Source organism: Streptosporangium sandarakinum (assembly GCF_013409935.1).
Lineage (GTDB): Bacteria > Actinomycetota > Actinomycetes > Streptosporangiales > Streptosporangiaceae > Streptosporangium > Streptosporangium nondiastaticum.
In genome coordinates this window covers 3958179-3971924 of record NZ_JACCCO010000001.1, presented here as the reverse complement: position 1 = coordinate 3971924, position 13746 = coordinate 3958179, and the positions used below count along the sequence as shown (strand labels likewise).

Sequence of the window (13746 nt, the reverse complement as noted above, 5' to 3'; positions counted from 1 at the left end):
GGGGCCGGGGCGACGGCCGGTGCCCGCCGCCCCGGTGCCGGGGCCGGCCGGTGGCCGGTGCCGGGCCCGGCCTCAGGGCCGCGCGTTGGCCCTGAGCGCCATCTCCACCACCTCGGCGACGGCTCCGTCCGCGCACGCCCCGACCACGGCGTCGGCCGCCGCCCGGACGTCGGGGTGCCCGTCGCCGACCGCGACCCCGAGTCCGGCCGCCGCGATCATGTCGATGTCGTTGGGGTTGTCCCCGACGGCCGCGATGTGCTCCATCGGCACGCCCCGGAGCGCGGCCAGCTCCCGGAGGGCGGTTCCCTTGGTCGCGTCCGGCGGCAGCACCTCCAGGTAGGTCGCCTCGGACTGCACCATGACGGTTCCCTCGATCTCCCAGCCGGGCAGCGGGTCGCCGATCAGCATGCACTTGGTGACCCCACCGGGCGGCACCGCCGTCCAGTCGCCCGGGTCGCGCAGCGTGATCCCGTCCCGCCGGGCGTAGTCGCGCAGCTCTGGCGCGTCGTGCACGGCCAGCGCCTCACCGCCGGAGAACACCACCGGGTGGACGCCCTCCGGAAGCTCCTCGAACAGTCCGAGCAGCGTCTTCCAGGCCGCCTCCGGCAGGTGGCGGGAGCGCAGCACGGATCCCATGGCGAGGTTCACGGTCCGCGCGCCGTTGTAGAGGATCGCGGCCCCCTCCAGACCGAGTTCGTCGTAGTAGCGGCGCGCCGACGGTTCCATCCGCCCGGTCGCGATGATCACCTCTCCGCCCGCCTCGCGGAAGCGGCGCAGGGCGTCCCTGCTGGCGGGCACCATGGCCAGGTCCCGCCCGACGAGGGTGCCGTCCAGGTCGGTGACGATCCAGCGGATCACGCGTCCCACCCCGCCGGGACGACCTCGGCCATCACCGAGCCCGCGAGGTCGAACCCGCCGACGCAGGCGAGGTAGCCGCCGGGGACGAAGACGCTGCCGGACAGCGGGATGTAGACGCCCCCGGCCTGCCTGACCAGCAGCGACCCGGCCGTCACGTCCCAGGCGTTGACGTGCGTGCCGTAGGCGACGTCGGCCCATCCGGCGGCGACGTGCGCCAGCTTCAGCGCCGCGCTGCCCGGTCGGCGGGTGGAGGCGAAGGCTCCGACCATCCGGGCGAAGCGGTGCAGCGCCGCATCCCCCTCCCATCCCAGGTCGCGCGGGCTGGGGTAGCTCGACAGCAGCATCGCCTCCCGGTCCGTGCGCGCCCCGGAGCTGCGGATCGGCTCGCCGTTGCAGAAGGCCCCGCCGAGCCAGGCGGTGAACTCGTCGTCGCGGACCGGGTCGTAGACGACGCCCGCGACCACCTCGCCGTCCACGGCCGCCGCGATGGAGGTGCAGAAGAACGGCAGGCCGGCGGCGAAGTTCGCGGTGCCGTCGATGGGGTCGACGTACCAGCTGATCTCGCCGTCCCCCCGGGACCCGCCCTCCTCGCCCACCACGACGCTGTCCGGGCAGCGCCGGTCGAGGACCTCGCGGACGTGCTCCTCGGCCGCCTTGTCGTGCTCGGTCACCGGGTCGTGGAAGTCGCGCTTGGTCCGCACCTCGGGGCGGGAGCGGAAGGCGCCCCTGAGCCGGTCGCCGACCGCCCTGGCCGCCTCGACCGCGATGGCGGCCAGCTCTCGCGAGGTGTTCACATCCATGTCTCCTCCAGGAGGCTCAGCAGGCCGTACGGGTTCTCGACGGTGGCGTGGGGGCGCTGCCGCACCGGGTACGGGACCTTCTCCGTGCTGCGGGACACCATCAGCACGGTGGCCCCCGCCCCGGCGCGGGCGCCGCAGACGACGTCGCGGTCGTGGTTGTCGCCGACGTACCAGACGTCCCCGGGGTCGACGCCCAGCGCCCGGCAGGCGATCCAGATCATCTCGGGGTTGGGTTTGCGGACGCCGACCTCGTCGCTGTAGACCTGCACGGCCATCTCGCGGTCGAGGCCGCTGCCGGCCAGGTAGTCGCGGTGAACGGTCCCGCACAGCGCGTTGCTGACGACCGCGGGCCGGACGTCGTGCTCCCGGCAGGCGGCCAGGAGGTCCTCCATGCCGGGGCGGACCTTCCGGTCGCTGCGCAGCTCCCCCATCCGCCGGCACAGCGGGGTCGCCTCGGCCGTCACCAGCGCGCGGGCCTGCTCCGGCCAGTCGGCCGCGACGTAGTCGGCCCAGAACCCGCGGTGCGTCATCTCCCGGGGGGCGAGCTGCCGGGAGGTGGAGTCCTTCCAGTAGGAGTCGGCGCGCGCGCCCGCCCTGATGTCGCTTTCGACCTCGTCGGCCCGGAGGCCGGTGAAACCGGCCCGGCCGAGCATCTCGTGCACCTCCGCGGCGAGCTCGGCCGCCCAGGAGGGACGCCTGGCGGTCTCCACGATCACCCCGCCGAAGTCCAGCAGCAGCGCCTTGGGCCGGATCATGCGCCGGCCTCCACCCTGTCCTCGGAGGAGCCCTCGGAGGAGTCGCCGGAGGGGTCGGCGGAGGAGCCCTCGGAGGGGATCCGCACGCCGTCCGCGTCGAACAGGTGCATCTCCTCGGTCCAGCAGGTCAGCACGTCGCCGGGGACGGCCTGGACCGGGGTGTAGGAGAGCGCGTACAGCTCGGTGTCCAGGACGCGCAGCCGTACCGTCCAGGAGGAGCCGGCCGGCAGCACCGCCTCGACCAGCGCCTCCTCGTGCCAGGCGGAGCCGGGCGGCGCGCCCAGCCGCAGGGCCTCCGGCCGGATGCCGACGGCGGCGGGCGGGACCCGCGTGGAACGGGACTCCGTGAAGCGCAGCAGGGAGGCGGCCAGCCCGGTGGGCGATGGGCCGACGTCGACGATCGCCATCGGCGGGCTGCCGACGAACTCGGCGACGAACCGGTTGGCCGGCCTGGCGTACATGTCCATCGGGGCGGCGAGCTGCTGCAGCTCGCCGTCGTTCATGACGGCGATGTCGGTGGCCATGGTCAGGGCCTCCAGTTGGTCGTGGGTGACGAAGACGATCGTCGCGCCGGACTCCTCGTGGATGCGTTTGAGCTCGGCGCGCATCTCCAGGCGGAGCCGGGCGTCGAGGTTGGACAGCGGCTCGTCGAGCAGCAGCACCGAGGGGTTGACCGCCAGCATCCTGGCCAGCGCGACGCGCTGCTGCTGGCCGCCGGAGAGCTGGGAGGGGTAGCGGTCCATGGCGGCGTCGACGTGGACCATCCGCAGCGCCGCCTCGGCCCGCGACCGCCGCTCGGCGGCGGGGACCTTGCGCATGCGCAGGCCGAACTCGACGTTCCCCCGGATCGAGAGGTGCGGCCAGAGCGCGTAGTTCTGGAAGACCAGTCCCATGCCGCGCTTCTCCGGGGGGACGTAGAGGCCGCCCTCGACGGAGTCGAGGACCTGGTCGCCGACGGCGATGGTGCCCGCCGTCGGCTGTTCGAGTCCCGCGATCATCCGCAGCGTGGTGGTCTTGCCGCAGCCGGACGGGCCGAGCAGGCACATGAACGCGCCGTCGGGGACGGTGAGGTCGAGGTTCTTCACGGCGTAGTCGCCGCCGCCGTAGCTCTTGGCGACTCCGCGCAACGTGATGGCCGGCATCTATCCTCCTAGGCCGGACGCCAGGCTGCTGTTGGTCAGGCGCTGGGTCAGGTACGTCATGGTGAAGGAGACCAGCGCGATCATGAGTACGACCGCGTTGGCGAGCTGGGTGTATCCGTAGTCCACAAGACCGATCGAGAGCGTCGTCAGCAGCTGCGTCCCGGTGGTGGTGAGCATGATCACGATGCTGAGCTCCTTGAGCCCGGAGATGAACGGCAGCACGATGCCGGTGACGAGGGCTCCCTTCTGGATCGGGAAGACGATCCGGCGCATCCGCTGCCACCAGGACGCCCCGGCGATCTGCGCGGCCTCCTCGGGCTCCCGGCCGAGCTGCGTCATCGCCGCGATGCCCGAGCGTGAGCTGTACGGCAGGTGCGTCACGGCCATCACCAGGATCAGCAGGAACGTCGTGCCGTACAGCGCGGGGACCGGGCCCCGGGCGACGGCGAACAGCGACAGCGAGGCGGCGGCGAACGCGATGCCGGGGACGAGGTAGGGCAGGAAGGAGACCTGGCGCAGGAAGCCGACGATCCGCGGGGCCGTCCCGCGCACCACGACGTACCCGACCAGCAGGCCGGCGACCGCGCAGATCAGCGAGGCCAGGCCGACGACGCGCAGCGAGTTCCAGGCCGCCTCCCACAGCTCGGAGCCGCGCAGGACCCCGTGCGGGAAGCCGACCGCTCCGGGCAGCCGCTCGGCGAACCAGTAGTCGAGGGTGAAGGTCGACAGGTCCAGCGGGGTGCGGGTGACCGTGGACAGCAGCAGCGTGAGCACCGGCACCAGCACGCTCACCGCGAAGACCAGCAGACCCAGCGCGAAGGTGGGCCAGCGCCGGCCGCGCAGGTCGCTCAGCCGGTCCATCGCGCCCTTGCCGCCCACGGTGACGAACCGGCGGTGCTCCCGCATCAGCCGCATGTCGGTGAAGACGATCAGCACCCCGATGACCACGATGACGGTGGCGATCACGGAGGCCACACCGGTGCTGCGGTCCCGGATCGACTGGAAGAGCCCGGTGGACAGCACCCGGTAGTCGGCGGGCAGTCCCAGGACGTACGGCGTGCCGAAGGTGCCGAGCACCCGGCCGATCACCAGCAGCACGGCCGACGACAGTGCCGGGAGCATCAGCGGCACCACGATCCGCCGGATGACGACGCGTCGCGGGGCGCCGAGGACCCTCGCGGAGTCCTCCAGTTGCACGTCGATGCGGCGCAGCGCGTTGCCGACCAGGAGGAGCACGAACGGGTAGTAGTGCAGCCCCAGCGTGACGATGATCGGCAGCGCGCCGTAGGCGAGCCAGTCGGGCGTGTGGACGCCCTGGGCCTGCAGGAAGCCGACCTGCCCGCCGGCGCGCTCGTTCTTGAACAGTGACAGCCAGGCCAGGGAGAAGGTCCACGACGGCAGCATGTAGGGGACCACCAGCGCGCCGGCGAGCCATTTGCGGCCCGGCACGTTGGTCCGCGTCACCAACCACGCCATGCCGCCGCCGAGGACCAGCGCGAACAGCGTGGTGCCCACCGCGACGACCAGCGTGTTGAGCAGCGGCTCCCAGAACAGCAGGCCGCTGATCTGGGAGCGGAAGACCCGCCACAGGTAGTAGCCGGTCCACTCGCCGGCCCGCTGCCCGGCGTGCACGTCGTCGCCGTACTGCAGGCGGAAGGCGTCGGAGATCACCGCGACCAGGGGCGCCACCACGAGGTAGGCGAGCAGGATGACGAGGATCAGGCCGAGCGCGGCGGTGGGGTCGTGGCGCAGTACGCGGAGCCGGTACACCAGCCTGCGCCGTCTCGGCGGGGCGGGCGGCGGCTCTGTCTTGGTGAGAACAGCCATGGACACTTCCTTCGGGGGGTCACGGGGGGCACCGCGGTGTGTGGTCCGCCCGTCTTGCGGACTTCGCTCCCTCGCGGGGTCTGTCGTGGTCGGCGGCTTCGTCCGCGTGTCGTGGGTGGGTCGTGGGTAGGTCGTGGATGGGTCGTGGGCGGCGCCGTGGGCGGCTCCGTGGTCGCGTGGTCAGTGACTTCGTTTGAGCATCGCGTCGGCGAGCGCGTCGGCGGACTCGCCCAGCCGCCGGCCCACCGCGTCCAGGCGCGAGAGCAGCTCGCGCTCGCGCAGGGTGTCCATCTCCAGCGGTCCGGCGAACAGCTCGGTGAGCCGGGCCTGGTAGAGCTGGCGGACCCGGTTGCACGCCTTCCGCGTGGCCAGCACGGCCACGGTGACCGAGCCCGGGTCGTCGAACACCTTCGGCAGGGCCCGGTCCAGCTCGTCGAGTCCGCCGATCACCGCCTGCAGCGGCTCGGTCGCGAAGGAGAGGTCCGCCGGGCCGAACAGGTCGGCCTCGCGCACGTAGTCGCGCAGGTGGTCCAGGACGTCGTCGACCGAGCGGGAGAGCCGGAACAGGTCCTCCCGGTCGATGGGGGTGGCCAGGGTACGCAGCAGGGCCCGGACGAGCTCGGCCCGTGCCGCGTCGCCCTCGTGCTCCACCTCGGCCATCCGGGTGCGCGCGGCGGACCGGTCGATCTCGCCGGAGGCCGTCGAGCAGGCGAGTACGGCCCCGGCCCGCGCGACGGCGACCTGCCCGCGGACCAGGTCCATCACCCGCCGTCCCGACCGGCCCCGCAGGTCGTCCCAGGCCCGGGCGAACCGCCGGGCCCGCCCGGCGGCTTCGCTCACAGCAGCCTCAGCGCGAGCCCGGCCAGGCAACCCAGCGTCATCGACGCCGGGAGCGTGACCAGCCACGCGGTGCCCATGCTCAGCACGCTCTGCCATCGCACCCTCCTGCTTCCCTCGCTCGCCGCCACGCCGACGACTCCGGCGGTGATGGACTGGGTCATGCTCACCGGGCTGCCGAGGGCGGAACTGCCCAGGACGGCGCTGGTGGCCGCCGCCTCGGCCGAGACGACGTGCAGCGGCCGGGTGATGACCAGCCCGCGGCCCAGCCGCTCCCCCACGCGGGTGAGGCTGCTCAGGGAGCCGGCGAGGAACAGCGCCACCAGGACGGCCATCCACGCCGGGGGGACCTCGACGGGCCCGACCGCTCCCGGCCCGTCGTGGCCCACACGGACCGCGACGCTCACCACCGCGATCATCTTCTGGCCGTCGTTCACCGCGTAGGCCGCGCACTGGGCCGCGTAGGCCAGCAGGTGGGCGGCGAGCACGAGCCGGGGCATCCGCCTGCTGGACGGCGCCCGGCGCGAGACGGTCCCCAGCGCGTAGCCCAGGGCCAGGCCGACCAGGGGCGCGCCGAGCCCGACCGCCAGCACGGCGGCCAGCCCCGACCACGACACCGGCAGTCCCGAGCCGAGCCCCGCCCCGGTGATGCCGCCGATCACCGCGAGCGTCAGGCTGGTCGGCAGTCCCCGGCCGGACAGGACGGCGACCACGGCCACCGCGATCACCACTCCGGCCAGGAACGCCGCCGCGCCGCCGGGGGCGTTCAGCTCGGTGAGCCTCCCGGTGAAGGTCCGCGCGACCGCGACGCCCATGACGTACGGCCCGGCGAACAGCACCGCCGCGAGGAGCGCGGTGACCGCCCATCCCGGCGCGCGGGGGAAGCGCAGCCCCAGCCCGATCAGGGTGGCCCCGTCGTTGGCCCCGCTGATCAGCACGAAGAGGATCGCCGTCGCGGCGAACGCCGCCGTCCAGCCCATCACAGGTAGGGGCGCTGGTCGCGTTTGGCGTCCTCGTAGCGCTCCCGCGCCGCCCTGGTCACCGGGTCCCGCGACACCTCGGCGACCGGGACGTCCCACCAGGCGGTGGTGTCCGGGGCCGGGCCGGGGACCGTCTCGACGTACACGACGGTGGTCCGGTCGGCCTCCCGCGCCTTGACCAGCGCCTCGCGCAGCGATTCCCGGTCGGTGGCGCGCAGCACGTCGGCGCCGAGGCTGGCGGCGTTGGCCGCCAGGTCCACCGGCAGGTAGGGGCCGTCCAGCTCCCCGGCGGGGCCGCGCGTCCGGTGGGCGGTGCCCAGCCGGTGCGCGCCGACCGCCTCCGACAGGTTCCCGATGGAGGCGAAGCCGCGGTTGTCCACCAGGACGACGACGAGCTTGACGCCCTCCTGCACGGCGGTGACGATCTCCTGGGCCATCATCAGGTAGGAGCCGTCGCCCACCAGCACGAACACCTCCCGCTCCGGCGCGGCCAGCTTCACCCCCAGGCCGCCGGCGATCTCGTATCCCATGCATGAGTAGCCGTACTCGACGTGGTAGTTGCCCGGGTCGGCGGCCCGCCACAGCTTGTGCAGGTCGCCGGGCATCGACCCGGCGGCGTTGACCACCACGCCGTCCGCGGCGATCTCGTTGAGCACGCCGAGCAGCACCGGCTGGGTCAGTTCGGCCCCGCCGTAGATCCGGTCGGTCTCGGCCCGCCAGCCGGCGGCCAGGCTCGCCGCCCGGTCGGTCCAGTCGGCCTCGGCCCGCCAGCCGTCCGGCCACAGGGCCCCCAGCGCCTCGCGGGCGTCGGCCACCAGCGTCTCCCCGCTGTGCTTGGCGGCGTCGAAGGCGGTGACGTTGACGTTGAGGAACGCCGCCCGGCCGAACAGGCTGCGCGAGGCGGTGGTGAAGTCGGTGTAGCGGGTGCCCACCCCGATGACCAGGTCGGCCTCACGGGCCAGGGTGTTGGCCGCGGCGGTGCCGGTGTGCCCGATCGCGCCGACCGCGCACGGGTGGTCGTGCGGCAGCGCGCCCTTGCCCGCCTGGGTCTCGGCCACCGGCACGCCGTGCCGGGCGGCGAACGCCGCCAGCGTCTCGCACGCCCCGCTGTACTTCACCCCGCCGCCGGCCACGACGAGCGGCCGCCGGGAGCGGCGCAGCATCTCCAGCGCCCGGTCCAGCGCGGCGGGTTCGGGCACCGGCCGGGCCACGTGCCACACCCGGCGGGTGAACAGCTCCTCGGGCCAGTCGAACGCCTCGGCCTGCACGTCCTGCGGCAGGGCCAGGGTGACCGCGCCGGTCTCGGCGGGGTCGGTCAGCACCCGCATCGCGGCCAGGAGCGCCGCGGGCAGCTGCTCGGGCCGGTCGATCCGGGCGAAGAACCGCGACACCGGCCGCAGGGTGTCGTTGACCGACACGTCCGGGCTGCGGGGGTCCTCCAGCTCCTGCAGGAGCGTGCCGGCGGCCCGGGTGGCGAAGACGTCGCCGGGCAGGAGCAGCACCGGCAGCCGGTTGATCGTGGCCAGCGCCGCGCCGGTGACCATGTTGGTCGCGCCGGGCCCGATCGAGGTGGTGCAGGCCAGGGTGGACAGCCGGTCGCGGGTGCGGGCGAACCCGACCGCGGTGTGCACCATGGCCTGCTCGTTGCGGGCCGGGTAGTACGGCAGCGCTCCGCCGGTGCCGGCGCCCTGCTCGGCCAGGGCCTGACCGATGCCGGCCACGTTGCCGTGGCCGAAGATGCCCAGGCATCCGGCGATCAGGCGCCGCTCGGCGCCGTCGCGTTCGGTCCACTGGTTCGCGAGGAACCGCACCAGCGCCTGCGCGGTGGTGAGCCTCATGGGGTACCTCCGGTAAGTCCGCTCCGGATCTCGGTGACGCGGCGCGCCACGCGCGGGTCGATCGCCTGTTCGGCCCAGGAGGAGCGGACCCAGGCGTGCCGGGGATCGTCGGCGCAGGCCATGGTCCGCTTCTCGGCGGGCCCGGCCAGGACGTTGAGGTAGTACAGGTCGTAGCCGGGGGCGGCCATCGACGGGCCGTGGTAGCCGCGCGGGACGAGCACCACGTCGCCGCCCGCCACCTCCGTCAGCGTCTCGTGACCGCCGTAGACCCGCTGGTAGCCGGGACCGCCCTCGAAGTAGTAGATCTCCTCCAGCACCGCCTCGCACGCGGAGGCGGTGTCGTGCTTGTGCGGCGGGTAGGACGACCAGTTGCCGCCCGGGGTCAGCACCTCCACCGCGACCAGCCGGTCGCAGTCGAAGGCGTCCGGCGCGCAGAAGTTGTTGACCTGCCGGGTGGCCTGCCCGGCCCCGCGGATCTCGACGGGGACGTCGCGCGCCGCGCCGTACCGGACGGGGAAGCTGCGCCGCGCGCGGGCGGCGGGGAGCGCGAAGCGGCCCGAGCCGGTGATCCGTACGGACGTCCCGATCGGCAGGTAGGCGAAGTCGGTCACCCCGTCGAAGACCGACGCGCGCCCGGACAGCGACAGCCGCCGCCCGGCGGCGACGACCTCGCAGGGACCCGACAGCGGCAGGACCAGCATCTCCTCGTCGCCGGTGTCGAACTCCACGGGACCGTCCGCCAGGTCGGCGACCCGCAGTCCCGCGTAGGTCCAGCCGGCCGTCCCGGGAGTGATCTCCACCGTCCACGGGGGCGCGGCGGCGGAGCCGCTCGGGATGTACGTCATGCCGCCTCCAGAAGGCTCACCGCGGCGTCCACGGCCGCCGCCACGTCGTCGTCGGGCGGGTAGAGCAGTGCCCGGCCGACGACCAGGCCTCGCACGCCGGGCAGGCGCAGCGCCTTGTCCCAGGTGTCGAGCATCCGGTCGGGCCCGGGGTCGCCGCCGAGCAGCATGACCGGCAGCGTCGTGGCGGCCAGGACGCGTTCCATGTCCTCGACGACCGGGATCTTCAGCCAGGTGCGGGCGGAGGTCGCGCCGAGCCCCTGGCCGACGCTGATGGCGTGGATCATCGCCTCCGGCGACAGGTCGTGCCGCACCACGCCCTCGACGCGCTTGGACCAGAACGGTTCGACCATCGCCATCAGGCCGTGCCTGGCCAGCCGGGTGACGGCCTGCCCGCAGCTCGCCAGCGTCGCCGCGGTCGAGGTGTCCTCCAGCGCGATCCGGCAGAGCATCTTGCCGCCGTCGAGGCCCATCTCCACGAGCGAGTCGGCGTCGTAGGCGGTGAAGCGGTCGTCGAACTCGAACGCCGCCCCCTGCACACCGCCCCGGTTCATCGAACCGATGACGATCTTCTCGTCGAGGGCGCCGAGCAGCAGCAGGTCCTCGACGATGTCGGGGGTGGCCAGCAGCCCGTCCACACCCGGCCGCGCCAGCGCGGTCATGAGCCGGTCCAGCAGGAGGGTCCGGTTCTCCATGGCCATCGGGTGGCCGGCCGCGCCGAGGGACCCCCTGGCCGGGTGGTCCGCCGCGATGATCAGCAGGCGGTCCCGGTCGGTCAGCAGCGGTCTGCGCCGGCGCGCGGCGGCCGCCTCGGCCACCCGTTCCGGGTGCCAGGCCCGCTCGTCGCGCAGGCGGCGGTAGTGGTCCTCACGCATCCTCGACGCCTCCTCGCGGGGAGCCGGCCGGCGAGTCCGGGGATCCGCCCGCCAGGACGGCCTCGATCTCCTCCGCCGTGGGCATCGCGGGGGCGCACGCCAGCCGTCCGGCCACGATCGCCCCGGCCGCGTTGGCGAAGCGCAGCGTCCGCGCGAGCGGCCAGCCCGCCAGCAGACCGTGGCAGAGGGCGCCGCCGAAGGCGTCGCCCGCCCCCAGCCCGTTGACCACCTCGACCTCGACGGGTGGTATCTCCACCGTCGTGTCGGCGGTCATGCCCAGCACCCCGGCCGCTCCCTGTTTGATGATCGCCAACTCCACCCCCGCGTCCAGCAGCGCCCGCCCGGCCGCGTGGGGATCGCGCGTGCCGGTGGCGACCTCGGCCTCGTCCAGATTGCCGACCGCGACGGTCACCTGTCCCAGTGCCGCGCGCACCCGTTCCCGGGCGGTCTCCTCGTCCGGCCAGAACATCGGCCGGTAGTCGAGGTCGAGCACGGTGTGCCGGGCCCGGCCTCGCGCCCGCCAGGCGGCCAGGTGCGCGCCGAGCGACGGCTCGGCCGACAGCCCGGTCACGGTCGCCCAGAACAGCGCCGACGCGGTGACCGCGGGCAGGTCGAGCTCCTCCGGGAGGATCTCCAGGTCGGGGGCCTTGGGGTGGCGGTAGAAGTAGAGCGGGAAGTCGTCCGGCGGGCGGATCTCGCAGAACGTCACCGGGGTCGGCAGGTGCGGCACCGCCGTGACGTAGCGGTCGTCGACGCCGTACTCGGCCAGCGCGTCGTGGACGAACTCCCCGAACGGGTCGGCCCCGGTGCGGGTGATCACCGCACTGGAGCGGCCCAGCCGGGCCGCGGCCACGGCCACGTTGGTGGGGCTGCCGCCGAGATACCTGCCGAAGGACGTGACCTTCCGCAGCGGCACGCCCACCTGCAGCGGGTAGACGTCCACCCCGACCCGTCCCATGGTCAGCACCTCGAAGGCGGGGGGCGGCGTCCCGGGCCCGTGCGCGGGGGCGCTCATGCGGTGATCCCCCGTAGGAAGGCCAGGCTCGCGCGGACGTCGCCGGCCGGGTCCGCGTCCTCGGAGGTGAGGACGACGTCCTGCTCCATGACGTACCAGCCGGCGTATCCGGCCGCGGTCAGGCCGGTGACGATGCCGGCGACGTCGACGTCCCCCCGGCCGAGCGGGCGGTAGATCCCCGCCCGCACCGCCTCGGTGTAGGTGATCTCACCGGCCCGGACCCGCCCGGCGAGCGCGGCGTCGACGTCCTTGAGGTGGACGTGGGCGATCCGGCCGGGGGCCCGGCGGACGACGTCCAGCGGGTCGGTCCCGCCTGCCAGGAGATGGCCGGTGTCCAGGCAGAGGGGGACCTCGCTGCCGTCCAGCACCCGGTCCACCTCCGCGCGGGTCTCCACCATGGTCCCGATGTGCGGGTGCAGGGTGACCGGCCGGGGCGTCTCGCGGTGGATCCGGTCCAGGTTGCCCAGGAGCGTCCGCCAGCCCTCGGCGTCCAGGACGGGGCGGGCGTCGTAGCCGTCGGCGCCGGTGGCGGCGGCCAGGACGACCACCGCGTCCGCCGGGAAGGAGGTCAGTACGGCGCGCAGCTCCGCGAGCGGGTCCCGGTCGGGGTCGTGCAGGACGACGGGGACGAATCCGCCGATCGCCCGCAGGCCGTACCGGTCGAGCAGCCGGGTGCGGTCCTCCGGTTCCGGGGGCAGGAACCCGTCGGGGCCCAGTTCGGTGGCGGTCAGGCCCGACTCGGCCATCTCCGCCAGCACCCGGTCCGGGGTGAGTTGGAGGCCCCAGCCGGGCACCTCGCACACGCCCCAGGAGATGGGGGCGGCGGCGATCCTCACTTGGCGACCTCCAGGAGACGGACCGGACGGTCGGTACGGCGGGACAGGTCCGCCGCCTCGGCGATGTAGAGGGCGGCCAGGGCGTCCTGGACCGTGCAGGGGCTCTCGCGCTCGCCGCGCGCCGCCGCCAGGAACGCCTCCATCTCCGCGACGTAGGCCGCGTCGAACCTGGTGAGGAAGTCCGGCCACGGCTCGCCGTCCGGGGTCAGGCCCTCGGCCGAGCGCAGCGGGGTCCGGTCGCCGAGCCCGACCGCCCAGGTCGCGCGGGTGCCGGCGATCTCCATCCGCACGTCGTATCCGGCGCCGTTGTGGCGTGAGCCCTGCAGGGTGACCAGCGTGCCGTCGTCCATGGTCATCAGCGCGGAGCTGGTGTCGACGTCACCGGCCTCGGCGAAGAAGTCCTCGCCCCGGTTGGCGCCCGTCGCGTAGACGACGTCCACCTCGCGCCCGGTGACCCAGCGCAGGATGTCGAAGTCGTGGATGTGGCAGTCGCGGAAGATGCCGCCGGAGAGCGCGACGTATTCGGCGGGCGGCGGCGCGGGGTCGGCGGTCACCAGGTGGACGCGGTGCGCGTCGCCCAGTTCGCCGCCGCGCAGCGCCTCGCGCGCGGCGGCGTAGCCGGCGTCGAAGCGCCGCTGGAATCCGATGTGCACAAGGGTGCCGCTGCGTTCGACGGCCTCGACCACCCGCAGGGTCTCCGCCACACCGGGTGCCACGGGCTTCTCGCAGAACGCCGGGACTCCCAGCTCGCACGCCCGGAGCAGCGCCTCCGCGTGGGTCGACGTCGGGGTGGCGATCACCACCGCGTCCGCGTCGAAGGGGTCGGCGACCCGGGCCCCGAGCCGCGCCGCCACGTCCTCGGCTCTGGCCCGGTCGACGTCGGAGACGACGAGTTCGTCGGCGAGCGTCGAGAGGGTGGTGGCATGGAAGAGGCCTATCCGACCAAGGCCCAGCAAACCCACACGCATGTTGGCTCCTCGTCCAGGGGACTCCAGTTCTAAACGACCATCAAGCACTAGTCAATACTTTGTCCTGACATTCGGATGAACTGACATCCGGCGGAGCCGCCGAGCGCCGAGCGCCGAGCGCCGCGCGGCCGGCGCCCCGCCCGGCCGCCCCCGGCGCCCCGCACCCCCGCGCC

Annotated in this window: 13 protein-coding genes; all 13 read right to left on the bottom strand. The window is 73.9% G+C overall.

What is annotated here, in order from left to right:
- Positions 1-72 precede the first annotated feature (72 nt).
- On the bottom strand, positions 73-858 hold the full coding sequence (locus HDA43_RS17960) for a Cof-type HAD-IIB family hydrolase (RefSeq protein WP_218911763.1): 786 nt from the start codon (positions 856-858) through the stop codon (positions 73-75).
- Positions 855-1658: an inositol monophosphatase family protein gene (locus tag HDA43_RS17955; RefSeq protein WP_179822269.1), complete on the bottom strand. Its 804-nt coding sequence runs from the start codon at positions 1656-1658 to the stop codon at positions 855-857. The genes HDA43_RS17960 and HDA43_RS17955 overlap by 4 nt, the downstream gene beginning before the upstream one ends.
- Positions 1649-2413, bottom strand: a complete 765-nt coding sequence (locus tag HDA43_RS17950; protein WP_179822266.1) for an HAD family hydrolase — start codon at positions 2411-2413, stop codon at positions 1649-1651. The genes HDA43_RS17955 and HDA43_RS17950 overlap by 10 nt, the downstream gene beginning before the upstream one ends.
- The gene (locus tag HDA43_RS17945) at positions 2410-3555 is read right to left on the bottom strand and encodes an ABC transporter ATP-binding protein (protein ID WP_179822264.1); all 1146 of its coding nucleotides are present in this window, start codon (positions 3553-3555) and stop codon (positions 2410-2412) included. Before HDA43_RS17945 ends, HDA43_RS17950 begins: the two co-directional genes overlap by 4 nt.
- Positions 3556-5382: an ABC transporter permease gene (locus HDA43_RS17940; RefSeq protein WP_179822261.1), complete on the bottom strand. Its 1827-nt coding sequence runs from the start codon at positions 5380-5382 to the stop codon at positions 3556-3558.
- Between the two features lie 180 nt (positions 5383-5562).
- Positions 5563-6222, bottom strand: a complete 660-nt coding sequence (locus tag HDA43_RS17935) for a DUF47 domain-containing protein (protein WP_218911762.1) — start codon at positions 6220-6222, stop codon at positions 5563-5565.
- The gene (locus HDA43_RS17930; RefSeq protein ID WP_179822256.1) at positions 6219-7199 is read right to left on the bottom strand and encodes an inorganic phosphate transporter; all 981 of its coding nucleotides are present in this window, start codon (positions 7197-7199) and stop codon (positions 6219-6221) included. The genes HDA43_RS17935 and HDA43_RS17930 overlap by 4 nt, the downstream gene beginning before the upstream one ends.
- On the bottom strand, positions 7199-9037 hold the full coding sequence (iolD, locus tag HDA43_RS17925) for a 3D-(3,5/4)-trihydroxycyclohexane-1,2-dione acylhydrolase (decyclizing) (protein ID WP_179822254.1): 1839 nt from the start codon (positions 9035-9037) through the stop codon (positions 7199-7201). Before iolD ends, HDA43_RS17930 begins: the two co-directional genes overlap by 1 nt.
- Positions 9034-9882, bottom strand: a complete 849-nt coding sequence (gene iolB / locus HDA43_RS17920) for a 5-deoxy-glucuronate isomerase (protein WP_179822251.1) — start codon at positions 9880-9882, stop codon at positions 9034-9036. The genes iolD and iolB overlap by 4 nt, the downstream gene beginning before the upstream one ends.
- On the bottom strand, positions 9879-10754 hold the full coding sequence (locus HDA43_RS17915) for a Cgl0159 family (beta/alpha)8-fold protein (protein ID WP_179822249.1): 876 nt from the start codon (positions 10752-10754) through the stop codon (positions 9879-9881). Before HDA43_RS17915 ends, iolB begins: the two co-directional genes overlap by 4 nt.
- A complete protein-coding gene (gene iolC / locus HDA43_RS17910; protein ID WP_179822246.1) occupies positions 10747-11769 on the bottom strand; it encodes a 5-dehydro-2-deoxygluconokinase in 1023 nt (340 codons plus the stop codon). The genes HDA43_RS17915 and iolC overlap by 8 nt, the downstream gene beginning before the upstream one ends.
- On the bottom strand, positions 11766-12605 hold the full coding sequence (locus tag HDA43_RS17905) for a TIM barrel protein (RefSeq protein ID WP_179822242.1): 840 nt from the start codon (positions 12603-12605) through the stop codon (positions 11766-11768). Before HDA43_RS17905 ends, iolC begins: the two co-directional genes overlap by 4 nt.
- Entirely contained in the window at positions 12602-13573 is a 972-nt protein-coding gene (locus tag HDA43_RS17900; RefSeq protein WP_179822239.1) for a Gfo/Idh/MocA family protein, read from the bottom strand. Before HDA43_RS17900 ends, HDA43_RS17905 begins: the two co-directional genes overlap by 4 nt.
- Between the last annotated feature and the right edge of the window lie 173 nt (positions 13574-13746).

Bases quoted from the DNA above. Each gene is read 5' to 3' on its own strand.
- HDA43_RS17955 (WP_179822269.1), bottom strand. From the start codon at position 1,658: ATGGATGTGAACACCTCGCGAGAGCTGGCCGCCATCGCGGTCGAGGCG.
- HDA43_RS17900 (WP_179822239.1), bottom strand. From the start codon at position 13,573: ATGCGTGTGGGTTTGCTGGGCCTTGGTCGGATAGGCCTCTTCCATGCC.
- iolD (WP_179822254.1), bottom strand. From the start codon at position 9,037: ATGAGGCTCACCACCGCGCAGGCGCTGGTGCGGTTCCTCGCGAACCAG.
- HDA43_RS17940 (WP_179822261.1), bottom strand. From the start codon at position 5,382: ATGGCTGTTCTCACCAAGACAGAGCCGCCGCCCGCCCCGCCGAGACGG.
- HDA43_RS17945 (WP_179822264.1), bottom strand. From the start codon at position 3,555: ATGCCGGCCATCACGTTGCGCGGAGTCGCCAAGAGCTACGGCGGCGGC.
- HDA43_RS17930 (WP_179822256.1), bottom strand. From the start codon at position 7,199: ATGGGCTGGACGGCGGCGTTCGCCGCGACGGCGATCCTCTTCGTGCTG.
- HDA43_RS17915 (WP_179822249.1), bottom strand. From the start codon at position 10,754: ATGCGTGAGGACCACTACCGCCGCCTGCGCGACGAGCGGGCCTGGCAC.
- iolB (WP_179822251.1), bottom strand. From the start codon at position 9,882: ATGACGTACATCCCGAGCGGCTCCGCCGCCGCGCCCCCGTGGACGGTG.
- HDA43_RS17950 (WP_179822266.1), bottom strand. From the start codon at position 2,413: ATGATCCGGCCCAAGGCGCTGCTGCTGGACTTCGGCGGGGTGATCGTG.
- iolC (WP_179822246.1), bottom strand. From the start codon at position 11,769: ATGAGCGCCCCCGCGCACGGGCCCGGGACGCCGCCCCCCGCCTTCGAG.